The sequence below is a fragment of the Stenotrophomonas sp. SMYL41 genome, from assembly GCF_036319965.1.
Classification (GTDB): domain Bacteria; phylum Pseudomonadota; class Gammaproteobacteria; order Xanthomonadales; family Xanthomonadaceae; genus Stenotrophomonas; species Stenotrophomonas maltophilia_R.
This window is the reverse complement of record NZ_JAWIRX010000005.1, coordinates 296,428-316,771: the sequence shown is the minus strand read 5'-3', so window position 1 is coordinate 316,771 and position 20,344 is coordinate 296,428. Positions and strand designations below refer to the sequence as shown.

Here is a 20,344-nt window from a genome sequence, read left to right as displayed (position 1 = left end):
AATCTGTCAGAGGTGGGGCGGTGTCGGAGTGCGGGGTGTCAGCCGCATGGATGCGGCTGCCAAGCCTCCATGGACGGATTTACGGCGTCCCCGCACTCCGACACCGCCCCGCCATCCCACGGATTGCACGCTGTTGCTGTTGCCGTTGCTCCGGCCTGTAGCGGGCGCAGGGCGCAGCCCTGCAAAGAAACCCCTACTCCTGCGGATCGCGGGTGATGTGGATGTCGGTCGGGGTCGACAGCGGGATGTTCCGCTCCGCCAGGATCTGCAACAGGCTGAAGTACAGATCGCTGCGGGTTCCGTACACCTGCCGCGGGCTGGCCACGTACGCGAAACTGTTGATGGTGATCTGCCCGCCGGCAATGCTGTCGATGTAGACCGTTGGCACCGGCTGCTGCAGCACGTTGGTGTGCGCGGTGTACGCATCCAGCAGCGCCTGGCGCAGGTTGCCGACATCGGTGCTGGGTGGTACCGCGAACTGGATCTGGATGCGGCCCTGGTTGTTGCCCATCGTCATGTTGCGGATGGTCTTGGTGATCAGCTCGGAGTTGGGCACGATCAGGGTCGACTTGTCGCCGACCTGGATCTCGGTCGAACGCACGTTGATGCGGCGGATGTCGCCTTCCTGGTCACCCAGCTTCACCCAGTCGCCGATCTTCACCGGACGCTCGGCCAGCAGGATCAGGCCCGATACGAAGTTCTGGATGATCGCCTGCAGGCCGAAACCGATACCCACTGACAACGCGCTGACCAGCAGCGCAAGGTTCTTCAGGTTCAGGCCCATCGCGGTCAGCGCCCACAGCCCCACCAGGATGATGCCGACGTAGCCGGCAATCGTGCTGATCGAATTGCGGGCGCCGAGATCCAGCTCGGTCTTGGGCAGATAGGTGTCGGTCAGCCAGCGCTGCAACAGCTGGGTCAGCCCCATGCCCACCAGCAGCACCAGCACGCCGGTGACGATACGGCCGGGCTGTAGCGTCAGGTCCTTGTTGATCTCGATGCCGTTGGCCAGCGAGGCGACGCGTTCGACGATCGTGCCGACGTTGCCGAACGGTGCGGCCAGGGCCAGCAGCGCGACCAGCACCACCAGCGTACGCAACATCGCAGACAGCAGAACACCCGCCTGCTCCAGCCTCGACACGCTCAGGCCAGTGCTGAGCAGGATGGTCTGGCCGACCTTGCTGTCCGCGTTGAGCAGCCACGTGCTGAAGTCATCGACGAACTTGAACAACAGCATCGCGGCCATCACCACAATGCTGCCGCCGATCAGCTGCTGGTTCACGAACTTGGCGAAATTCACGTAGCCCAGCAGGGTGGCGATGATCGCAGCCACCACCGCGATGTTGCCCGCCACGCGCGCCAGCACCAGCCAGCTGCTGCGCCGCACCGGCGTGCTCGCCGTCAGCCCGTCGGCCTGTGCCTCCAGCTTGGCCTCGGCCTCGGCGGTCTGCCGTCGGTGCAGGCGCGCCAGTGTCACCAGCATCGCCATGATCAGACCCAGGTAGGTCAGCGCGATCACTCCGTCCAGCGCCACGGTGGTCACATCGCTGGTGCGCGTGGCCTGATCGAGGGCGACCAGCACCGTACTCAACCAGGCCAGCGCTGCGGCGCCCCACGCATATTTGCGCAGCTTCAGCGCGGCGGTGTCATCCAGGTTCAACAACCGCCACGACGGGCGATTGGGCACCAGCAGGCAGGCGCTGAGCGCGGCGATGAACGCAGCGGCGAAGGTCGCCTGCTGCACGCCGTCGGCCACGTTCTGCAGGCGCGGGGCGATCGCATCGACGGCGTTGAGCGAGGCAATGAACACCACCACCGCATAGCCCGGCAGCAGCGTGCCCACCAGCAGCAGCCACATGGCCAGGCCGGAACGGCGCAGGCGACCGTCCGGCGCGCGCTCGGACTCCGCAAAGCGCCGGCCCAGCCTGCGCAGCCACAGCCGCAGCGGGAACATCATCACCAGCGCGGCCACCAGGCCCAGCAACGGTGTGCCCCAGCCATTGGCCCGGACGCCAGCGACAAACGTATCGCGCCCCTGCTCGGCCAACGGCGCGACGCGTGCGATATCGATCGGCAGGCGTTCGGCAACCTTGCTCCACAGTGCCGGAGACAACGGCGAGGCGACCTTCTTCCCCATGTCTTCGGCGCGTTGCGCAGTGCGCTGCTGGTCGATGTCGGCTGCCAGCTGCTGGGCACGCACGGCACTGGTCTTGGCCTGCGCTACGGACGCGGCCAGGCCGTCGCGCTGCTTGTTGATGGTGCGCCGTTGTGCCGCCAGTTCGGGCGGCTCGGTGGTGCCCTCGGCAGGCGTGCCCAGCTGCGCCAGCTGTTCGTTGAGTCGATCCAGCTGCGGCTGCAGCGCCTTTTCCAGCGCCTCGGCATCGCGCCGTGCCTGCGAGGCATTCTCGGACAGCATCGCCAGCGTCTCGATGGCGGCCGCATCACCACGCTTGCGGTCGACCTCCTTCAGCTTCACATCGATATCCGCCAGCTGCTGCTTGGGCGTGGGGTCCTCATCTTGTGCCAGCACCGGCGCGGACAGCAGGAAGACGCTGCACAGCAGCAGGACCAGCCAAGGGCCCCGTGCACGGATCGATTGCAGGAAAGAAGACACGCCAGCCACACCGGTTCGCGCGGACCACCGCGCCTGCGCGCGACTATACGGCAGAGGCGGTCAAGGGCGGATGGGCGGCCCCGGCAGCGTCGCGCATCAGTACTTCAGGCGCAGCTCTTCCACGGCCGGCTGCTGCAGCGCGTACCAGTCCTGGAACTCTTCCTCGGTGATCTCATCGGGCGCATACACCGCCACCGGGTGCCAGTCGTGGTCGGTCGGCAAGGGCTGGCGCGGGCCGGCACGCAGGCTGTAACTCACCCCTTCGTAGTCGACCAGGTCATCGACCTGCGGCCACTGTTCGCGCGCGAACGCGGATTCACTCTTCAACAGGATCACCTGGTACATCGGCACCTCCACCTCGGTTGGATCAGGAAAACACGGCGCTGGCAGCAGGATACCGCCACGCCGGTGACAACGGGCGCTCCGCCGGGGCGACGGAACGTTCTGGACACGGCCATCGCCCCGGCTTCACCCGCCCATGGCAAGGCCATCGGCATCGTGGAGGCCCACCCCTGCCACGACCGCCGATGACCGACCACCCGCCGCTGAAGACCGTCGCCGACCTCAAGCTGCCCCGCTACCTGGGCACCTGGTACGAGATCGCCCGCCTGCCGATGCGCCACGAGCCGGAGGGCTGCACCGACGTGTCGGCGCACTACACCCTGCTCGACAACGGCAACGTCGGCGTCACCAACCGCTGCCGAATGGACGGCGAGATCGAAGAGGCCAGTGGCGAGGCCTGCGCCATCGACAACGACAGCGCGCGCCTGGAAGTGAGCTTCCTGCCCAAGGGCCTGCGCTGGCTGCCGTTCGCCAAGGGCGACTACTGGGTGATCCAGATCGCCCCGGACTACAGTGTGTCGCTGGTCGGCAGCCCGGATCGCAAGTACCTGTGGCTGCTGGCGCGCGAGCCGCACCTGGACGCGACCGTGCAGGACCATTATCTAGCGGCGGCCCGCCTGCAGGGCTTCGATCTGTCCGAACTGATCCAGACCCCGCACACCGGCAATCCCACCGCCTGAGCAGCACACGGCCATGGACCTGAAGAGTGGCTACCCGTGGTGGGCGGTGCGCAACGGGCTGATCCACGCCTTCCCGCCGTTGCAGCAGGACCTGCGCTGCGACGTGCTGGTGGTGGGTGGCGGCATCACCGGTGCGCTGATCGCCGACGAGCTGTCCCACCATGGGCACGACGTGGCCGTGATCGAGCAGCGCGACATCGGCTGGGGCAGCACGGCCGCGAGCACCGCGCTGCTTCAGTATGAGATCGACACCCATCTGCTGGAACTGGCCCAACGCTATGGCCACGATGCTGCCGCTCTGGCCTACCATGCCTGCGCCGAGGCGATCCCGGCATTGGGCGAAGTCGCGCGTGGGCTGAAGGATGTGGACTTCCGGCAGATGGACAGCCTGTACCTGGCAAGCCGCCACCGCGACGTGCCACGGCTGATGGCCGAGGGCGAAGCGCGGCGCAGCATCGGCCTGGATGCCCGCTGGCTGGGCCCGGAGGCGCTGCAGGAGCGCTTCGACGTGGATGCGGGCGGTGCCCTGCTCACCCGCCAGGCGGCGCGGGTCGATCCCTACTGCCTCACCTACGGCCTGCTCAAACGGGTTCGCCGCCGCGGCGGCCAGGTGCACGACCGCACAGTGCTGCACACGCTCACGCCCAGCCCCCGCGGCGTAACCGCACTTACCGAGGCCGGTACCACGATCCACGCCCGCCATGTCGTGCTGGCGATGGGCTATGCAAACCAGACCTGGCTGCAGCAGCGGGTCGCACGCAACCGCAGCAGCTACGCCTTCATCACCGACCCGATCGATGCGGGCGTGCTGGGCCGCCTGCGCAACACGATGGTGTGGGAAAGCGCACGCCCCTACCTGTACCTGCGCGCCACCGGCGACCGTCGCCTGCTGGTGGGCGGGCTGGACGACGCCATCGATATCCCGGCCCGCCGCGACCGGCGCGTAGAGCGGAAGGCCGACAAGCTGATGAAGCAGCTGCTGCATTGGTTCCCGCGGCTGGACCCGGTGCCCGCCTTCTCCTGGGCCGGCACCTTCGCCGAAACCGCCGACGGCCTGCCGTTCTTCGGCCCCCACGCGCAGTGGGGCCCGCGGGTGCACTTCGCCATGGCCTACGGCGGCAACGGCATCACCTACTCGATGATCGGCGCTCAGCTGCTGCGGGCCCGGATCGAGCGGCGCAAGCATGCGCTGGAAGGTCTGTTCGGGTTCGCGCGGTTGTGACCGCCTCCGGGCAGAGGCCGGCCCTACCACAGGCGGGCGCCGACAGGCATCATTCAAGCAACCCCTGCTAGCGTCGGCCTGTACCGCCGCGTGTTGCGCGGCCACCTGTCCGCTGGAGCGCCGTCATGATCCGCCCCCTGACCCTGCTGCTGTGCCTGGCCCTGCCGGGAACCGTGCTGGCCCAGTCTGCCGCTGGCGCCACTGCGCCGCAGGCCGCTGGCCTGGACCTGACGCTGCCGCAGGCGCCGATGCGCTACCTCAACGACCCGGCCCTGCAGCAGGACCCGCCCGGCACCTATTACGGTGACAAGAGCGGCCCGCGCGTGCACGACGACGCCAGGATCGCCGACGTGACCGACGACAAGGTCAAGGTGTCCGGCAGCTTCACCACCGGCATCGGTTATTCGAAGAATGGCGGCAACAGCCACTACAACGCGGCCACGCTGAACCTGAGCAAGAACTACACCACCGATGAAGGCAAGACCCACGGGGTCAACCTCAACATCCACGTGAGTGAAGGCAAGGGCCCGGGCTTCTTCGGCCCGTATGGCGGCTACTACGGCCGCGGCCCGGGCTGGGATTACCCGCCGCCGTACGGCTGGTAACGCCGCACGCGGGATACGGGCCGACCTGGATCGGCCACTACCGTTGCATGTGCCCGTGGGTGTCGAGCGCTGCGCTCTGTGCCGGCCAGCGGCCGGCACCTACCGGCACGCGAATCAATCCAGCCAGCCATCGCGTTCGCTGTGCAGGATACGGCCGTCATAACCGCTCAGGCGCACCTCCACCTTCTGGTTGCGGGCATTGCGGGCTTCCAGCGACCAGGTCGCACCATCGCGTTCCAGCGAATGGATCTCGCGCAGGCCATGCGCCTGTGCCCGTGCCAGCACCTGCTCGGTGGTCAACAGTGCGCGCTTGCTGTGCTCATCGAAGATCTCGCCGGTCTTCGGGTCCACGTAGACCTCACTGAAGCGGCCGTCGGCGCGGCTCACATCGGCTTCCCACAGGCCGTCATCGTGTTCGATCTCGTGGATCTGGGTGTAACCGGCCTTGCGCAGGGCCTGTTCGACCTGGGCCATGCCAAGCGGTGCGGCCTGTACGGCCGGCGCGATGGCCAGCAGGGCAACGGTGGCGAGGGTGAGCGACTTCAACATGGGGTTCTCCTGTTCGTGTTCGTGGCCGGACCATCCCGGCAACGCCACAATGCGCCCCGTGGTTAACAGCGCCTTAGCCGACACTGTTAGCCCGCTGTTAGTCACCAGCGGCACACTCACACCTGTTCCTACAGCCCTCCCTGCGCCCAGATGCTCTCCACCCTGCCCCTGCTGCTGGCCCTGGCCAACGCCCCGACCACCGCCGCGCCCGCACAGGATCCGGCGCAGCAGGTCGCGCGCCGCGCCGTGCAACAGGGCCACTACGTGCCATTGGAAAGCGTGGTGCGCGATGCCCTCAAGCGCTTCCCCGGCCAGCTGCTGGAAGTGGAGCTGGACGACGGCGTCTACGAAGTGGAGATCCTGCGCGGCGACGGCGTGGTGGTGGAGCTGGACTATGATGCGCGCAGCGGAAAGCTGCTGAAGACGGAGCTCGACGACTGATGCGCATCCTGTTGGCCGAAGACGATGCCGCGCTGGCACAGCGCCTGCTGCCCCTGCTGGAACAGGCGGGTTACGTAGTGCACGTGGTTGCCGACGGTCGCGACGCCGAGGAGATCGGCCAGATCGAGGACCTGCAGGCGGCTATCGTCGATCTGGGCCTGCCCGGGCTGGACGGATTGAGCGTGATCGAGCGCTGGCGCGGCAATGGCCGCAGCTTTCCGGTGCTGGTGCTGACCGCACGCGGGCGCTGGCACGACAAGCTGGCCGGCTTCGATGCCGGTGCCGACGATTACCTCACCAAACCCTTCCAGGCCGACGAACTGGTGCTGCGCCTGCGCGCACTGATCCGCCGCAGCCATGGCCACGCCAGCCCGCGCCTGCACTGCGGCCCGCTGCAACTGGACGTCAACGCCGGCCGGTTCGAACTGGATGGGCAGGCGCTGTCGCTGAGTCCGCAGGAGTTCCGCCTGCTCAGCTACTTCATCCACCACAGTGGGCAGGTGATCGGCCGGGATCGGCTGGGCGAACAGGTGTTCGACGGCGGCCATGACCCGGATTCCAACGCACTGGACGTGCTGCTAGGACGCGTGCGCCGCAAGCTCGGCACCGATCTGATCCAGACCGTGCGCGGCCAGGGCTGGCGGCTGGCCGCACCATGAAACGGCAACCATCGCTACGGCGGCGCCTGCTGCTGGCTGGCGGCGTCGGCCTGCTGCTGGTCTCGCTGCTGGCCAGCGCGCTGCTGGGCGAGCTGTTCAAGCGCAGCGCGCGTGACCGCCTCGACCACGAACTGCAGCAGGACATGCTGACCCTGCTGGCGCAGGCCGAAGTGGACGCGGACGGGCAGCTGCGCCTGCGCCAGGAGCCCAATGACGCACGCTTCCAGCGCGTGTTCTCCGGTGCCTACTGGCAGATCGCCGGTGCCGATGGGCACGTGCTGCTGCAGTCACGCTCGCTGTGGGATGAAACCCTGCCGGCCACGGCCGCCGGTCCGGCCACGCGCAATCTGGCCGGGCCGCTGCAGCAATCCCTGCGCGCGCGCGTGCAGCAGGTGCGCCTGCCGCGCGCCAGCGAACCGTTCGTGGCCGTGGTCGCCGCCGACCGCAGCGCGCTGGATGCGGATGTCGCTGCATTCCGCAAGCGCACCGCCATCGCCTTGGGTGTGCTGGTCACGGCGTGGCTGGCAGTGCTGGCCAGCCAGGTGCACTTCGGCCTGCGCCCGCTGCACCGCCTCGGTGCGCAGCTGGAACGGGTACGGCGCGGCGATGCGCAGCGCATCGACACGCAGGAACTGGGCGCGGAAGTCGCACCGCTGGGTGAAGAACTCAACGCGCTGCTGGAGCACCAGCAACGCATGGTCGCGCGCGCACGCACCAGCGCGCAGGATCTGGCGCATGCGCTGAAGACCCCGCTGAGCGTATTGGCCACCGAAGCGGACGGCGACGGCACGCACTGGCGTGCCACCGTGCGCGAGCAGAGTGCGCGCATGCAGGCCAGCGTCGACCGTTACCTGGCCGCAGGGCTGGCCGCCGACCATCGCCAGCGCACCAACGTGGCGGCAGTCGCGCAGGCAATGTGCCGGCTGATGGCACGCGTGCATGGTGAACGTGGCATTGCGTTCGCGGCGGCAGATATCGATCCGGCGTTGCAGTTCGCCGGCGCCAGTGCGGACCTGGAAGAGATGCTCGGCAACCTGCTGGACAACGCCGGGCGCTGGGCGAAACAGCAGGTCACTGTCGAAGCGGAAACCAGCGAAGCGCAGTTGCGCATCGAAGTGCGCGACGACGGCCCCGGGCTGGCTGCAGACGCGCTGGAACGGGTCACCCAGCGTGGCGTGCGGCTGGATGAGCGCGAGGGCAGCAGCGGCCTGGGCCTGGCGATCGTCGGGGATATCGCCGCCAGTTATGGCGGACGCGTGGCGCTGGAAAATGCGCAGCCGGGCCTGCGTGCGACGTTGTGGTTGCCGGTGGCGTGACGCACCGCTGCGCTCGCCGGGCATGGCCCGGCGCTACCGGTTCACGCGCCCCCGGTAGGTGTCGACCTTGGTCGACACGCACCCAGCATCAACGGTGATGCATCCACCAGCAGTCAATCGCGTCCAGCACGATATGGATGATCAGACCGATGCCTACCAGCCGCGTCTTCTTCGGCACGCACAGCCCGGCATAGACCGCGATGGCCGGTGCGGTGTGCAGCGGATGGAACCCGATGCTGCAGCGGTTCGGTGCATAGATCGGATCGGCCAGCAGGTGGTCCAGGTCGATGATCCAGCCCAGCAGCATCAGCAGCCACGCCGAGGCGAAGCGCTTGCGCCAGAACAGCCATGCCAGCAGGGCTGGCACGGCGGCATGCAGGAACAGGTGGAAGATCGCGCGCGCGCTCATCGGGGCCGGTAGCGCCGGGCCATGCCCGGCGTTCCCGTTGACCTCACACCAACGGTTCGTCGGACAGGTAGGTGTAGCCGGTCAGGCCGGCTTCCAGCGCTTCGGACAGCTCCTGCGCGCGTTCCGGCGACAGCTGCGCCTCGGCCACGCGCTGTGCGTAGGTGGCACGCAGTTCGTCCAAGCGGTAGCCCACGTAATCCAGCATCACATCGGTGGTGTCGCCACGGCGCTGCTGGGTGATGGCGTAGCCATCGGCATCGGCCAGCACTTCCACCGCGTCGGTATCGCCGAACAGGTTGTGGATGTCGCCCAGGATTTCCTGGTAGGCGCCGACCATGAAGAAACCGATGCGGTAGCTCTCGCCCGGCTTCATCTTGTGCAGCGGCAGCGAGCTGTCCAGGCTCTCGTTCTCGACATAGGTTTCCACCATGCCGTCCGAGTCGCAGGTCATGTCGGCGATGATGCCGCGACGGTCCGGGGTCTCGTCCAGGCGCTCGATCGGCACGATCGGGAACACCTGGTCGATCGCCCACACGTCCGGGATCGATTCGAACACGCTGAAGTTGACGAAATACTTGTCGACCAAGCGCTCGTTCAGTTCGTCCAGCACCGGGCGGTGGCTCTTCTCGTCGTAGCTCAGGCGCGCACGCACGCCGTGGGCGATGGCGTAGAACAGATCGTCGATGCGCGCACGCTGCGGCAGGTCGATCTGGCCCAGCGCATAGCTGGCCAGGCCTTCGGCGTGGAAGTGCTGTGCTTCCTGGAACAGCTCCACCGCCGGGCGCACGTCCAGCTCGTCGTGGATCTCGCGCAGGTGGCGGATCGCCGCCGGCTCGTCGTCGTGCTGGTCCGGCACGCGGCCTTCCTGCGCTTCTTCCACTTCCGAGACATTGGCAATCAGCACCGCGTGGTGCGCGGTCATCGCGCGGCCGCACTCGGTCACGATGCGCGGCGGGGTCAGGCCGAACTCTTCGCAGGCATTGGCCAGCGGCTGCACGATGTTGCTGGCGTAGGAATGCAGGCCGTAGTTGATCGAGCAGAAGCTGCGCGAACGGGTGCCTTCGTAATCCACGCCCAGGCCACCGCCCACGTCGACGTGGGTGATCTTCGCGCCCAGGCGCGACAGCTCCACGAAGTAGCGGGTGGCTTCGCGCATGCCATTGGCGATGTCGCGCACGTTGGAGATCTGCGAGCCCATGTGGAAGTGCAGCAGGTTGAGGCAGTCGGCGTACTCGGTGTCACGCAGCGACTTCCACAGGTCCAGCAGCTGGCGCGGCGACAGGCCGAACTTGGCCTTGTCGCCACCGCTGTTCTGCCACTTGCCGGCGCCCAGCGAGGCCAGGCGCATGCGCACGCCCAGGCCCGGCTTCACGTCCAGCGCCTTGGACTCTTCCAGCACCAGCTTCAGCTCGGACGGCTTCTCGATGACGATGAAGGTCTGCAGCCCCAGCTTACGGCCGATCAGGGCCAGGCGGATGTACTCGCGGTCCTTGTAGCCGTTGCAGACGATCAGGCCACCCGGCCGCGACAGTGCCAGCACGGCCATCAGCTCGGGCTTGCTGCCTGCTTCCAGGCCGAAGCCCTCGCCGTGATGGCTGGCCAGGGTGCCGGCCACGCCACGGGTCTGGTTGACCTTGATCGGGTACACGGCGGTGTAGCCGCCGCTGTACTCCCAGTCCTGCTGGGCCTGGCCGAAGGCTGCCTGCAGCTTGCCCAGGCGCTGGCCGAGGATGTCCGGGAAGCGCACCAGCAGCGGCAGCTTGGCGCCGGCCGCACGGGCCGCGTCCACCACCTTGGGCAGCGACACCACCGGGCCGTCCGCCCCGGTCGGTCTCACCACCATGTGCCCGGCCTGATCCACGTCGAAGTAACCGTCCGCCCAATGCGGGATCGAGTAGGTCTTGCGGGCTTGGTCGAGGGACCAATCGGTCATTTCAGTCGGCCTTGTTGGCAATAAAAGGGGGGGCATGATAACGCCTATATGCCCACAGGTTCGTTATCATGCGCGCCCGCGCCCGTGACAGGTTTCAACCTGAACGGGCCGATCCGTCCGGATGTGGCATCTGTGCCACGCGGCCCCGCCCGCCAGCCCGGCTCCACCCCTCCGAACAGGACTGTTTTCCAATGACTGACAGCAACAACTGGTACATCGAACACTTCGAGCGCACCGGCTCGGCCATCGGCTACCGCATCACCGGCAAGCTGGACGAGGTGCAGTCGCCGTTCCAGAAGATCGAGATCTTCCAGACCACCGACTGGGGCAACCTGATGACCATCGACGGGGCCATCATGCTGACCAGCAAGGACAACTTCTTCTACCACGAGATGATCAGCCATCCGGTGCTGTTCACCCATGCCGCACCCAAGCGCGTGGTGATCATCGGCGGCGGCGACTGCGGCACCCTGCGCGAAGTGCTCAAGCACACCGGCGTGGAGAGCGTGACCCAGTGCGATATCGACGAGCAGGTCACTGTGATGGCGCGCAAGCACTTCCCGGAACTGTGCGACTCCAACGACGACGCCCGCGCCGAACTGCTGTTCGACGACGGCGTGGCCTACATGGCCAACTGCCCGGCGGGCAGCGTGGACGTGGTGATTGTGGACTCGACCGACCCGGTCGGCCCGGGTGAAGGCCTGTTCAACAAGGCCTTCTACGAGAGCTGCTTCAAGGCCCTGAAGGACGACGGCATCCTGGTGCAGCAGTCCGAGTCGCCGCTGATGCAGCTGGACCTGATCAACGAAATGCGCACCGAGATGGGCAAGGCCGGCTTCGGCTCGTTCAAGACCCTGCCGTTCCCGCAGCCGTGCTACCCCACCGGCTGGTGGAGCGTGACCATGGCGCGCAAGGGCGACAGCAGCTTCGACTTCCGCCAGGCCGACTCGGCCGCCAAGACCTTCAACACCCTGTACTACACCGCCGCGCTGCACACCGGCGTGCTGGTGACCCCGCCGTTCGTGCAGGCGGCGCTGAAGTAAGGCGTGCCGACCAACGGTCGGCACCCACCCATGCAAAAGAAAAACCCGCGCTGGCGACAGCGCGGGTTTTTTTCATGTTCCGGTAGTGCCGGCCGCTGGCCGGCAACCGCATGTAACGATCAAAGCGCCCAGATACCCGCGATCACCGCCACCACCAGGCCCCACTTGATCAGCTGGTAGGCCACCACGCTGCGCTCGCGCAGCGCCTTGGCCTTCAGGCGCACCTTGTAGACGCTGCCGAAGGCCTTGTTGACGCCACCGGTCGGGTCACCCGGCAGGTTCGGCGAGGCACCACCGGCCAGCAGCGTGGCCGCCACCGCACGGTTGAACAGGCCCGGCAGGCCGAAGCGCAGCGGGCGGGCGATGTCGCAGAACAGGATCACGCGATCATCCGGCGTCTCGTTGTGCGCATGGTGGATGTAGGTCTCGTCGAACATCATCCACTCGCCGTCGCGCCAGCTCTTCTTGATGCCGTCCACTTCGATGTAGCAGCCGTCGTTGTTGGGCGTGGCCAGGCCCAGGTGCAGGCGCAGCGAACCGGCGAACGGGTCGCGGTGCGGGCGCAGTTCGCTGCCCGACGGCAGCTGCGCGAACATCGCCGCACGCACGTCCGGCAGCGACTCCAGCAACGCCGTGGTCTTCGGGCACATCGCCTTCGCCGACGGGTGCGACGGGCCGTACCACTTCAGGTAGAAGCGCTTCCAGCCACGGCGGAAGAACGAATTGAAGCCGGCATCGTTGAACGTGCTGGAGGCGGCGATCTTCTGCGCATCGCGCAGCGCCAGCGCCTCGTCGCGGATCATCTGCCAGTTCTGGCGCAGCGGCTCCAGCTGCGGGAACTCCTTGGCCGGGTCCAGGAACGGCGTGGTCGGCACCTTCGAGAACATGTACATGACCACGTTGATCGGGGCCATGAAACTGGAGTGGTCCAGCAGCTGGCGCGACCAGCGCGCGCGCACCTTGCCACGGAAGTGGATGTACAGCACGCAGGCCACGAACAGCGCTGCAATGACGATTTTGATGATCAAAGCACTTTCCTCCAGCCGCGGCCGGAACGGGAAACGGGGCGACGCACGGCCAGGCGGCCAGCACCGGTTGGGAACGCGGCAGGGACGGGGACGTGCCGGAGGGGGGCGGCCGCCGATGTCGCGGGTTAACAGCTTATGGTCGGCAGGCCGTGCGCCGGGGTCAAGCCGGGCGTGCGTCGCGTTCAGCGCGGCGCAGATGAATGGACCGGAACCCCGCCCAACCCATTGATCCAGCGAGGCGGCCCCTGTAAGTGAGACAGAATTGTCCGATTCTGCGTGACGAACTGTTCCAGCCACGACCCCGACATTTCTCCGACAAATCGTGGAATAGCGAACTGGCGAGTACTAAAATTAACGAAAACTTAGTAACTCCCTGTAACACCGGTTCGCTTGACGCTTTGCGCCACCCACCGGGTCGTCCGAGACCCCGACATGTATCTTCCTGCTCTCCCCCCCTCCTCCTGCGGCAATGACGCCGCCTCCCCGCTGCTGCTCAAGCGCGGTGAGCGTTTCCTGGCCCCCGACGTCTACCGCACCTGCCTGGACGGGCGCGAGGCGGTCATCAAGGACTATTCCCGCTATCGCGGCACTCCCGTTTCGCTGATCGCGCGGCTGATGGTGCGCCGTGAAGCACGCATTCTGCAGCGCCTGGGCGGCTGGAAGCATGCTCCCGCGCTGCTCGGCACCCTGGGCGGTCTGGCACTGGGCATGGAATTCATTCCCGGCCAGACGCTCAGCAGCGCACAGGCCGTCGGCAATGAGGTGTTCGAGCAGCTGCAGCACGCGCTCAGCCGCCTACACGCCGCCGGCATCACCCACAACGACCTGCATGGCACCAATGTGGTGGTCAGTGGCGGCGTGCCGGTGCTGCTGGACTTCACCTCGGCCTGGCGCGCGCCTCGCTGGCTGCGCCGCAATCCACTGAGCCGGCAGATGCGCCGCAGCGACATGAAGAACCTGCTGAAGATCCGCCAGCGCGTGACCGGCCAGGCCCCGAGTGCCGCGCAGGGCGCACTGATGGCCGACCCGGGTTGGGTCGCCGCCGTGCGGCAGGGCTGGAAGCGGTTCTATAAGTGGGCGAAGCGTCGGTAATCACCGCCCCGCTTCACCGGTAGGGGTCGAGCTTGCTCGACCGCTCTTCGTTCCGGCGACGCAAAACCTCGCCGGTCACGTCCCTCTCGGCGGCTTACAACGCGTCCGCGTCCAACTCACCGGTACGAATACGCACCACGCTGCCCAGGTCGTACACGAACACCTTGCCGTCGCCAATCTTGCCGGTGCCGGCGGCCTTCACGATGGCCTCAACCACCGCCTCAACCTGGTCATCGGTCACCGCCACTTCCAGCTTCACCTTCGGCAGGAAATCGACCACATACTCCGCGCCACGGTACAGCTCGGTATGGCCCTTCTGGCGACCAAAGCCCTTCACCTCCGTCACCGTGATACCAGTGACCCCACGCTCGGCCAGCGCTTCGCGCACGTCGTCGAGCTTGAACGGCTTGATCACCGCCATGACCATCTTCATCGTCTATCTCCTGTCTTCCGGCGTGGAGGATAGCGCCTGAACGCGGCCCGTGCGAAGCCGCTACCGCCTGTCCGGGCGATGGGTGCCAGCAGTATCCTTGTGCCCGAATGGCCTGCCCGCGCCGGATGCACGGGCCCACCCCCACGGAGCACCCCATGATCGACCTGAACCAAATCGATGACCTCGCCCGTCGCCTCAGCGACCTGGTGCCGCCGGGCCTGCGCGAATCGCGCGAGGAACTGCAGGCCACCTTCAAGAGCGCGCTGCAGGCCGGCCTGGCCAAGCTCGACCTGGTCACCCGCGAAGAGTTCGAAGTGCAGCGCGCCGTGCTGCTGAAGACCCGCCAGAAGCTGGACGCGCTGGAAACCGCCGTGCGCGAGCTGGAAGGGCGCGGCGCCGCAGAATGAAAAAAGGAGGCGCACTGCGCCTCCCGTTTACAGAGTATTTCCCGGATGGGGCCTTGCAGCAAGGCCCACCGGGCGCCGTAGACTCGCCGGCCTGTCAATCCGGAGAGGACACGCAGGGGCAGTGCCGATGGCGCAGGACACCGAATGGACACCCGTTTCGCATGACACCTGCGACCAGGTCGCCGGGCCGTTCTACCACGGCACCCGCGCTGATCTGGCGGTGGGCGAACTGCTGAGCGCGGGCTTCCGCTCCAACTATCGCGACAGTGTGGTGATGAACCACATCTACTTCACCACGATTGCCAAGGGCGCCGGGTTGGCTGCGGAGATGGCCCGAGGTGAAGGGCGGCCGCGTGTGTATGTGGTGGAGCCGACCGGGCCGTTTGAGGACGATCCGAACGTGACCAACAAGAAGTTTCCCGGGAACCCGACGCGGTCGTATCGCAGTGCGCAGCCGTTGCGGATTGTGGGGGAGATTGTGGAGTGGGAGCTTTATGACGCCAAGTTCGTTCGACAGTTGAAGGCGTTTGTTGCTTCGGGGAGTGGCGAGATCATCAATTGATGACCTGCTGGCATTGGGCGTCGCCCACCTCTTCATCGGCTTCATAGATGTCCAGCCCCAGCTCGATGCCGCGCTCCCCCAAGGCGAGCAGCGCGCGAGGCGAAAGCGAGACACCATCGTTGCTGCTGCCCATGAAAAGGCCGCAGAACAGATCAGGCCGGAAGCGTGCCAATGACTGCCATACAGTGAGATCTCCGGTGAGTTGATCGAGGATCTCGAAGATCTGAGCATCCAGATCTTCAGGCTCACGACGCTCCGCATCAAGTTGCCAGCTTCCAGTCCTGGCGATACGCACGGTGCCTGATTGGTTGCCTCTGAGTTCCTGGCCCTTGTGATGCGATGCGGTTGGAGTCGCCCCGAGCAAGGCACTGACTTCTTCGGGCAGGAGGTCGTCCCCGAAGAATCGGAGGGTTACCAGGGAATGATCGAATGCTGCCATTGGAACCCAGCTGCCCTTTGGGAATCCCCTTCATTCTGCAAGCTCCTTCGGTGTCGGCTAACGGCCAGCAGCGGAGCTGGAGTTAAGTGGCGGCCAAGCCGTCAGCCTCGAACGAATTGTTATGCGTCTTTCCGACCCACTCCACGCAATGATATTACTTCCGGCGGACCGGAAGATGGCGTCAGGATCTGCGTCGACATGCGATGTATTTTAATTACGATTGCGTCACTCGGTATTTCGTACGTCTTTGAGTCGCATTCGTTCTGAATGATATGCGCTCTCCCGCCAATGTCTCCGGGCTTGTTACTTCGATTCTCGCAGTTGTAATTTGCTGTTTTTAGATCATTTTCAAAGCAGATGATCTTAATCGTCGGTGGATGTGACGGGGAAACGGCTTGTAGCACTTTAGCTATGAATTTTCCCCGCTCTATATTAGAGCGATATTTCCTCTCTGAGACAATGCAGCGGCGTCCGCAGCGCAAGTTGGCAGCAAGATCATTTATGTTCCTCTCTTCAGATTCATCTGAGACTGCAAAGTTTTCTTCAATCAAGAAGTCATACTTCAAAAACTGTATTAAATGCGACTTCCCTGAACCAGCCAGACCTTGAATAATGATGAGAATTCCGTGATGACCGGACATTGCGAGGACTCTCTGTGGGCGCTTGGCGCCTGAATTAATCCGAACCGCGAAGCGGTTTCGTCTCAAATGAATTGTTAGCGCCTGACTCATCCGGAACGTGAACAAAAAGCTTCAGTTGCTCACCTTGTGGGCCGTCTGAGAACTCAGACTCGACATATATGCCACGGCGCTCCAAAGGAGATTTTATGCGCCGCTCCACCTCACGTGAACGGATAAACCTCCGCTTCTTCAGGAATGCTTTGAGCCTCTCGTGGCTCTCGGACTCTGACCAAGCTTCTGAGATCGTCTGACCAAGTGTCTTGTCAAGAATGTAGTAGGACAGTCCAGCGACTGCGCCTATAAGCAAAATTGAGCCGTCATCCGCGCTTGAATAGCGAACTACGCGACCTTTCTCATTCTGCAGCCGATACGCGGCCGCATCCGTTGCCACTTCTGGCAATGAAGGAAACGAACGGCGAAGCTGTCTTAGCTCTGCCGTTTCCGCTTGGTACGCAGCACTCTCCAGCGCGTTGAGTATTGCCACCAGCGATTCGGTCGAAACGGAATTCTCAAACGAAACTTTTAGCAAAACTTGTAGTGATGTCTCGTCTATATCTGCCATGAAAATCTCCTAGGGCGCCGACTCTGGAATTAAACCGACCCGCGAAACGGCTTCGGCTTGAATCAAATGTTAGGCCGCCAAGCTGAGGACAATGACGACTGCGGCAGCCAGTGACAGTACGGCCTGAATGATGATAACAAACGCTTGGACCTGAGCAACCTTGGTGTACATGCGTCCAAACTTAGCCCCCGGACCGTACCTTGACGAAAGCTCGCCAGGCAAACAGACTGCCCGGTCAGAACAACGCACTCTCCACTTCTGAAAATAGCCGTGGCCTGTCGATCTCTATGTCGCGCCCCGAGACCCTTGTCGTGTGCTGCACCTTCAATTGCTGCAGTAGTACCAGCCGCTATGAGCGCGGCTAGCATTTTGTCTATAACAGCCAAGGCCGCCGAGACAAGAAAGAGGGAAGATGCGCATTTTAGACCGCTCAGCGATGTTGAACTTAGAGACAGTATCTAGATTGACAGTAAGGAGAGCTAGGACTGTGCCAAATCCAGCGGCAAACCGGCCCGAGAAGGTGCCGAACGAGACGCTCACTCTTGGAGTAGAAGAATGAGAAGCTGGCTCGCCGCAATCTTCGCCTGAGTCTCCGAAGGCTTCATTTCCTCTCTCAGAGTGCCGTGATGACTGTTGGCTGCCTAGCTACCCTAGGACTAGCTATACGATTTACCCATAAAACATAGTTTGGTAGATTTCCCCTTGCTAACGGGCGATCCTAGGGCGGCGGGCCCCGGCCAACAAGCCAGCGCCTAGCCGGTCCCAACGGCAGGCTCGGCGGCCACTACTTGAACATTCTCAGAGACCCTTGTCGTCATGCCGCTGCTCCCACGTGGAGAGAAAGCAGAAACTCACACCGCTGCGTATGGCAACCTTCTGGAACCCAGCGATTTCTTCCTTCGTGATCGGATATTCAATCGGATCAAAGTGCAGAAGCGCCCATGGCTTTTGAAGTGAGAACCCAAGCGTGAGTTCCGAGAAGATTTCCTTTAGCTGAGGCCGGAAGACGGAGAAGTCCTTGGTCGGGCCCGCGCGATTGCCAAGGGCATGACACTGGCGACGGATGGTCCTGTCTCCACCCACCACGCGCGCAATGAAGTGGTCCTGATGCACTTGAACGTAGATCAGCTGACGACGAAAGATCTTCATCCCCATCTCAAAGCCACACGCTCAACAGCCATCCATACAACTGCATGCTTATCCATCAGTGCGCAGGTTGCACCTTCAGCGCGCTTGAACCCCTGCGCAGCAGATACAGCGCAACCAGGAATGGCCACAACGAGTTGATCGACGAGAACACGCGCTGTGTCAGCCCCCTGAACCCCTCCGGGTCCGCTCCCACCACGTTCAACCAGAGATAGACAATCCCCGCGACGCTCACCGCAGCAGTCACGGCATAAGCCCTTCGGTTGGCAGACCACGCGCTCAATTCGATGTGCGACATCGTCGGTGCAATGATGTTTGCGATGCCGATGGTGTAGAAGCCGTGCATCGGATGGCCCATGGGCCAGAGCCCGTTGGTCAGCATGGAGATGCCAAAGATCATCCACCAGATCGCGCCCAAGGCAATCCGGCGGCCGGACTCCCTCCATACCCCGATGGCAAACGCCACGAAGCCTACGCCAGAGCCGATGGCGGCGATCCTGGCGCAGATGCTTGCGAGCGTCGGCGCCTGCAGCAGCTCGCTGGCGTGCTGTGCGAGCGGGTTGTAGCCCGGCGCGAACACAGCGGCAACGCTGGTCCAGAACAGGAACCACGGAAGCGGGACCAGACCCGCAGACAGAAGAAGTCGATTGCGGCGTAACACATACAGTGATCCTTGTAGCGGCCTGCGCCAGTGGGTGGAGTCCGTTCAAACGCCGCAGAACCTTCCTGCTGCGGGCAGAACAGTTCCGAGTGACTACAGCGGTAGTCAGATTCTGCGTGGCGCCCCGTGGGGTCAATAGGCAGAAAGTCACTCACGCATGAAGGCGAGATACGCGGCATCCATCAGCGACCGTCGGACCAATGCTGTCGCATTTGCCGCTCCCTGCGTCTCTGGCGGAAGGTTCTGACGACTCCGTTCCAGAAGTGCCGCTGCGCCAAGCACGCCAAGGCTCTCGCCGCTTTCCTCGCTATGCGACAATGCCAAAAGCGTCTCGGGATTTGGCGGCATTGACCCTACCCCTTGGCATTCCGAACAACAGCGGGTAATCGTTACTGCGCCACCGTGCATCGGTGGTCGGGACTCGAAAACCCGTTGTTGTGATGAAGTTTGCGCTTGTCAGCCGGCATCACCTTGCGTGGTGCCGGCTGGCAATCCGTCTGCCGGCTATGGCGGGCGGGGCGTGGGGGCCTCGTGCCCGCCGGCGATCATCACACACCGGTTTTCGAGCCACGCCCCGTCCGCCACCTTTATCGGTGGCGGCGTCCGCCTGCATGCACGGAGCCCGCCATGACCACACCGCACTCCCCTCCCCCGCGCCCCATCCAGGAAGCGCGCTCGAACGCGTCGGCCTTGGACCCCAACAGCCTCATTGCCATCCTGCACGCCATCGGCGCAGGCGCTGCGGCCGACGGCCAGCCTTGGCCAGAACGGCATCACCTGCGCAGCCGGCAGATGCAGTTGTCCGACGCCGACTGCGCACTCACCGGCCAGCGCATCGTGCAGGAGATCCTGCTGGCGGCCGAGCGCACACGCCAGAACGGCGAGCCCGAGCAGTACGTGGGCGACCGGGTGATGGAGGGGCTGGTGATGGCCGATCTCGCGCTGACCGCCTTCATCCACGAGCGGATGCGACCCAAGGACTGACCGCGCTTATGGCGCGGAGCTTTCTGCCTGTGTGCGGGGTGACGAATGAAGATGCACGGCCTTGCCGCTGCAGCGGTGTGCGTCGCGGTGATCGGCGCGATGTGGGTGGAGTGGCCCGAGCCAGCGGGCGATCAAGTGTGGGCCTACCAGAAGCTACAGCCGGCCGATTACCGCCTGCTGCACAGTGATGCGCGCGGCTTCGTGACCGCGAAGGCCCACGAGGGCTTTGAACTGCACGCGCACCATGCCGGGGCAACGTCCTTCGAGATCCGATGCAAGGGCGTGCTGGTGATGGACGTGGAGAATGCGCCCTCGCGCGTGCTGATCCGCATGCCTGCCGATGCACGGTGGCGGGCGCCGGATATCGAACGCCTGCGCATCAGCTTCGAGCGTTGGCTGGATCTGCACCAGAGCCAGGGGCGATTGCTGGTGGAAAGCGCGGGGCCTTCGTGGGTTGAGGCGCGGTTTGGGCGCTTCAATGGGTTGGTGCCTGATGAGCAGCGGTGTCTGCTTGGGGGCCCAGGCCACCGCTAGGCC

General features: G+C 64.8%; 24 protein-coding genes. 12 read left to right on the top strand and 12 right to left on the bottom strand.

Annotated elements, in window-relative coordinates; translation table 11 throughout:
* Nucleotides 1-193: 193 nt before the first annotated feature.
* Both V3B30_RS08805 and V3B30_RS08800 read right to left on the bottom strand, forming a co-directional pair.
* Nucleotides 194-2,623, bottom strand: a complete 2,430-nt coding sequence (locus V3B30_RS08805; RefSeq protein WP_262084333.1) for a DUF3772 domain-containing protein — start codon at nt 2,621-2,623, stop codon at nt 194-196.
* Nucleotides 2,624-2,710: 87 nt separating this feature from the next.
* Complete coding sequence (locus V3B30_RS08800; protein ID WP_005414723.1) at nt 2,711-2,959, bottom strand: hypothetical protein; 249 nt, start codon at nt 2,957-2,959, stop codon at nt 2,711-2,713.
* Between the two features lie 182 nt (nt 2,960-3,141).
* Between V3B30_RS08800 and V3B30_RS08795 the strand changes: the two genes are divergently transcribed.
* The 3 genes from V3B30_RS08795 (at nt 3,142) to V3B30_RS08785 (ending at nt 5,463) form a co-directional block, all read left to right on the top strand.
* Nucleotides 3,142-3,636: a lipocalin family protein gene (locus V3B30_RS08795; RefSeq protein ID WP_262084332.1), complete on the top strand. Its 495-nt coding sequence runs from the start codon at nt 3,142-3,144 to the stop codon at nt 3,634-3,636.
* Between the two features lie 13 nt (nt 3,637-3,649).
* Nucleotides 3,650-4,858 (top strand): FAD-dependent oxidoreductase, encoded by a 1,209-nt coding sequence (locus V3B30_RS08790; protein ID WP_262084331.1) that lies wholly within the window; start codon nt 3,650-3,652, stop codon nt 4,856-4,858.
* Nucleotides 4,859-4,983: 125 nt separating this feature from the next.
* Nucleotides 4,984-5,463 carry a hypothetical protein gene (locus V3B30_RS08785; RefSeq protein WP_087923863.1) on the top strand — a complete coding sequence of 160 codons (480 nt, stop codon included), beginning with the start codon at nt 4,984-4,986 and terminating at the stop codon, nt 5,461-5,463.
* A 114-nt stretch (nt 5,464-5,577) separates the two neighbouring features.
* Here V3B30_RS08785 and V3B30_RS08780 read toward each other — a convergent pair whose 3' ends face one another.
* Nucleotides 5,578-6,012 carry a PepSY domain-containing protein gene (locus tag V3B30_RS08780; protein WP_100474294.1) on the bottom strand — a complete coding sequence of 145 codons (435 nt, stop codon included), beginning with the start codon at nt 6,010-6,012 and terminating at the stop codon, nt 5,578-5,580.
* Between the two features lie 150 nt (nt 6,013-6,162).
* Here V3B30_RS08780 and V3B30_RS08775 point away from each other — a divergent pair, with 150 nt between their 5' ends.
* Genes V3B30_RS08775 through V3B30_RS08765 form a run of 3 tightly spaced genes read left to right on the top strand, consistent with a single transcriptional unit; the run spans nt 6,163 to nt 8,428 of the window.
* Nucleotides 6,163-6,453 carry a PepSY domain-containing protein gene (locus V3B30_RS08775; protein WP_262084329.1) on the top strand — a complete coding sequence of 97 codons (291 nt, stop codon included), beginning with the start codon at nt 6,163-6,165 and terminating at the stop codon, nt 6,451-6,453.
* Entirely contained in the window at nt 6,453-7,112 is a 660-nt protein-coding gene (locus V3B30_RS08770; RefSeq protein ID WP_262084328.1) for a response regulator transcription factor, read from the top strand. The genes V3B30_RS08775 and V3B30_RS08770 overlap by 1 nt, the downstream gene beginning before the upstream one ends.
* Entirely contained in the window at nt 7,109-8,428 is a 1,320-nt protein-coding gene (locus V3B30_RS08765) for a HAMP domain-containing sensor histidine kinase (protein WP_262084327.1), read from the top strand. The genes V3B30_RS08770 and V3B30_RS08765 overlap by 4 nt, the downstream gene beginning before the upstream one ends.
* An 88-nt stretch (nt 8,429-8,516) precedes the next feature.
* Here the strand turns inward: V3B30_RS08765 and V3B30_RS08760 are convergent, their stop codons facing one another.
* Nucleotides 8,517-8,837, bottom strand: coding sequence for a DUF6122 family protein (locus tag V3B30_RS08760; RefSeq protein ID WP_049417052.1), 321 nt, complete (start codon nt 8,835-8,837; stop codon nt 8,517-8,519).
* Between the two features lie 43 nt (nt 8,838-8,880).
* Nucleotides 8,881-10,770, bottom strand: a complete 1,890-nt coding sequence (speA, locus tag V3B30_RS08755; RefSeq protein WP_012512349.1) for an arginine decarboxylase — start codon at nt 10,768-10,770, stop codon at nt 8,881-8,883.
* A gap of 191 nt (nt 10,771-10,961) precedes the next feature.
* Here speA and speE point away from each other — a divergent pair, with 191 nt between their 5' ends.
* Nucleotides 10,962-11,813, top strand: coding sequence for a polyamine aminopropyltransferase (gene speE, locus V3B30_RS08750; protein ID WP_032127130.1), 852 nt, complete (start codon nt 10,962-10,964; stop codon nt 11,811-11,813).
* 119 nt (nt 11,814-11,932) lie between these two features.
* Here speE and V3B30_RS08745 read toward each other — a convergent pair whose 3' ends face one another.
* Entirely contained in the window at nt 11,933-12,838 is a 906-nt protein-coding gene (locus V3B30_RS08745; protein ID WP_024957655.1) for an aspartyl/asparaginyl beta-hydroxylase domain-containing protein, read from the bottom strand.
* A gap of 435 nt (nt 12,839-13,273) precedes the next feature.
* Between V3B30_RS08745 and V3B30_RS08740 the strand changes: the two genes are divergently transcribed.
* Entirely contained in the window at nt 13,274-13,933 is a 660-nt protein-coding gene (locus tag V3B30_RS08740) for an RIO1 family regulatory kinase/ATPase (protein ID WP_262084326.1), read from the top strand.
* 94 nt (nt 13,934-14,027) lie between these two features.
* Here V3B30_RS08740 and V3B30_RS08735 read toward each other — a convergent pair whose 3' ends face one another.
* Complete coding sequence (locus V3B30_RS08735) at nt 14,028-14,366, bottom strand: P-II family nitrogen regulator (RefSeq protein WP_005411374.1); 339 nt, start codon at nt 14,364-14,366, stop codon at nt 14,028-14,030.
* 155 nt (nt 14,367-14,521) lie between these two features.
* On the opposite strand from V3B30_RS08735, the gene V3B30_RS08730 reads away from it, so the two are divergent.
* A complete protein-coding gene (locus V3B30_RS08730; RefSeq protein WP_005419983.1) occupies nt 14,522-14,773 on the top strand; it encodes an accessory factor UbiK family protein in 252 nt (83 codons plus the stop codon).
* Nucleotides 14,774-14,900: 127 nt separating this feature from the next.
* Entirely contained in the window at nt 14,901-15,335 is a 435-nt protein-coding gene (gene arr, locus V3B30_RS08725) for an NAD(+)--rifampin ADP-ribosyltransferase (RefSeq protein WP_262084325.1), read from the top strand.
* On the opposite strand, the gene V3B30_RS08720 is transcribed toward arr, so the two are convergent.
* From V3B30_RS08720 to V3B30_RS08700, 5 genes are all read right to left on the bottom strand, one after another.
* A complete protein-coding gene (locus tag V3B30_RS08720) occupies nt 15,328-15,774 on the bottom strand; it encodes a DUF4279 domain-containing protein (protein WP_262084324.1) in 447 nt (148 codons plus the stop codon). The two genes, arr and V3B30_RS08720, sit on opposite strands and share 8 nt — an antisense overlap.
* 119 nt (nt 15,775-15,893) lie before the next feature.
* On the bottom strand, nt 15,894-16,415 hold the full coding sequence (locus V3B30_RS08715) for a hypothetical protein (protein WP_329809648.1): 522 nt from the start codon (nt 16,413-16,415) through the stop codon (nt 15,894-15,896).
* A gap of 34 nt (nt 16,416-16,449) precedes the next feature.
* On the bottom strand, nt 16,450-17,016 hold the full coding sequence (locus tag V3B30_RS08710; protein WP_262084323.1) for a hypothetical protein: 567 nt from the start codon (nt 17,014-17,016) through the stop codon (nt 16,450-16,452).
* A gap of 798 nt (nt 17,017-17,814) precedes the next feature.
* Nucleotides 17,815-18,165 carry a hypothetical protein gene (locus V3B30_RS08705; protein WP_262084322.1) on the bottom strand — a complete coding sequence of 117 codons (351 nt, stop codon included), beginning with the start codon at nt 18,163-18,165 and terminating at the stop codon, nt 17,815-17,817.
* 55 nt (nt 18,166-18,220) lie between these two features.
* Nucleotides 18,221-18,823, bottom strand: a complete 603-nt coding sequence (locus tag V3B30_RS08700; RefSeq protein ID WP_262084321.1) for a DUF998 domain-containing protein — start codon at nt 18,821-18,823, stop codon at nt 18,221-18,223.
* 627 nt (nt 18,824-19,450) lie between these two features.
* On the opposite strand from V3B30_RS08700, the gene V3B30_RS08695 reads away from it, so the two are divergent.
* Together V3B30_RS08695 and V3B30_RS08690 are read left to right on the top strand one after the other, a co-directional pair.
* A complete protein-coding gene (locus V3B30_RS08695; protein WP_262084320.1) occupies nt 19,451-19,807 on the top strand; it encodes a hypothetical protein in 357 nt (118 codons plus the stop codon).
* 45 nt (nt 19,808-19,852) lie between these two features.
* Nucleotides 19,853-20,341: a cold-shock protein gene (locus tag V3B30_RS08690; protein ID WP_262084319.1), complete on the top strand. Its 489-nt coding sequence runs from the start codon at nt 19,853-19,855 to the stop codon at nt 20,339-20,341.
* Nucleotides 20,342-20,344: the final 3 nt, after the last annotated feature.

Excerpts from the sequence above, each read along its gene's own strand:
- V3B30_RS08720 (WP_262084324.1), bottom strand. The coding sequence starts at position 15,774 with ATGGCAGCATTCGATCATTCCCTGGTAACCCTCCGATTCTTCGGGGAC.
- V3B30_RS08715 (WP_329809648.1), bottom strand. The coding sequence starts at position 16,415 with ATGTCCGGTCATCACGGAATTCTCATCATTATTCAAGGTCTGGCTGGT.
- V3B30_RS08705 (WP_262084322.1), bottom strand. The coding sequence starts at position 18,165 with ATGAAGATCTTTCGTCGTCAGCTGATCTACGTTCAAGTGCATCAGGAC.
- V3B30_RS08730 (WP_005419983.1), top strand. The coding sequence starts at position 14,522 with ATGATCGACCTGAACCAAATCGATGACCTCGCCCGTCGCCTCAGCGAC.
- V3B30_RS08785 (WP_087923863.1), top strand. The coding sequence starts at position 4,984 with ATGATCCGCCCCCTGACCCTGCTGCTGTGCCTGGCCCTGCCGGGAACC.
- V3B30_RS08775 (WP_262084329.1), top strand. The coding sequence starts at position 6,163 with ATGCTCTCCACCCTGCCCCTGCTGCTGGCCCTGGCCAACGCCCCGACC.
- V3B30_RS08695 (WP_262084320.1), top strand. The coding sequence starts at position 19,451 with ATGACCACACCGCACTCCCCTCCCCCGCGCCCCATCCAGGAAGCGCGC.
- V3B30_RS08740 (WP_262084326.1), top strand. The coding sequence starts at position 13,274 with ATGTATCTTCCTGCTCTCCCCCCCTCCTCCTGCGGCAATGACGCCGCC.
- V3B30_RS08735 (WP_005411374.1), bottom strand. The coding sequence starts at position 14,366 with ATGAAGATGGTCATGGCGGTGATCAAGCCGTTCAAGCTCGACGACGTG.
- V3B30_RS08760 (WP_049417052.1), bottom strand. The coding sequence starts at position 8,837 with ATGAGCGCGCGCGCGATCTTCCACCTGTTCCTGCATGCCGCCGTGCCA.
- V3B30_RS08790 (WP_262084331.1), top strand. The coding sequence starts at position 3,650 with ATGGACCTGAAGAGTGGCTACCCGTGGTGGGCGGTGCGCAACGGGCTG.
- speA (WP_012512349.1), bottom strand. The coding sequence starts at position 10,770 with ATGACCGATTGGTCCCTCGACCAAGCCCGCAAGACCTACTCGATCCCG.
- V3B30_RS08770 (WP_262084328.1), top strand. The coding sequence starts at position 6,453 with ATGCGCATCCTGTTGGCCGAAGACGATGCCGCGCTGGCACAGCGCCTG.
- V3B30_RS08800 (WP_005414723.1), bottom strand. The coding sequence starts at position 2,959 with ATGTACCAGGTGATCCTGTTGAAGAGTGAATCCGCGTTCGCGCGCGAA.
- speE (WP_032127130.1), top strand. The coding sequence starts at position 10,962 with ATGACTGACAGCAACAACTGGTACATCGAACACTTCGAGCGCACCGGC.
- V3B30_RS08690 (WP_262084319.1), top strand. The coding sequence starts at position 19,853 with ATGAAGATGCACGGCCTTGCCGCTGCAGCGGTGTGCGTCGCGGTGATC.
- V3B30_RS08710 (WP_262084323.1), bottom strand. The coding sequence starts at position 17,016 with ATGGCAGATATAGACGAGACATCACTACAAGTTTTGCTAAAAGTTTCG.
- V3B30_RS08795 (WP_262084332.1), top strand. The coding sequence starts at position 3,142 with ATGACCGACCACCCGCCGCTGAAGACCGTCGCCGACCTCAAGCTGCCC.
- arr (WP_262084325.1), top strand. The coding sequence starts at position 14,901 with ATGGCGCAGGACACCGAATGGACACCCGTTTCGCATGACACCTGCGAC.
- V3B30_RS08780 (WP_100474294.1), bottom strand. The coding sequence starts at position 6,012 with ATGTTGAAGTCGCTCACCCTCGCCACCGTTGCCCTGCTGGCCATCGCG.
- V3B30_RS08765 (WP_262084327.1), top strand. The coding sequence starts at position 7,109 with ATGAAACGGCAACCATCGCTACGGCGGCGCCTGCTGCTGGCTGGCGGC.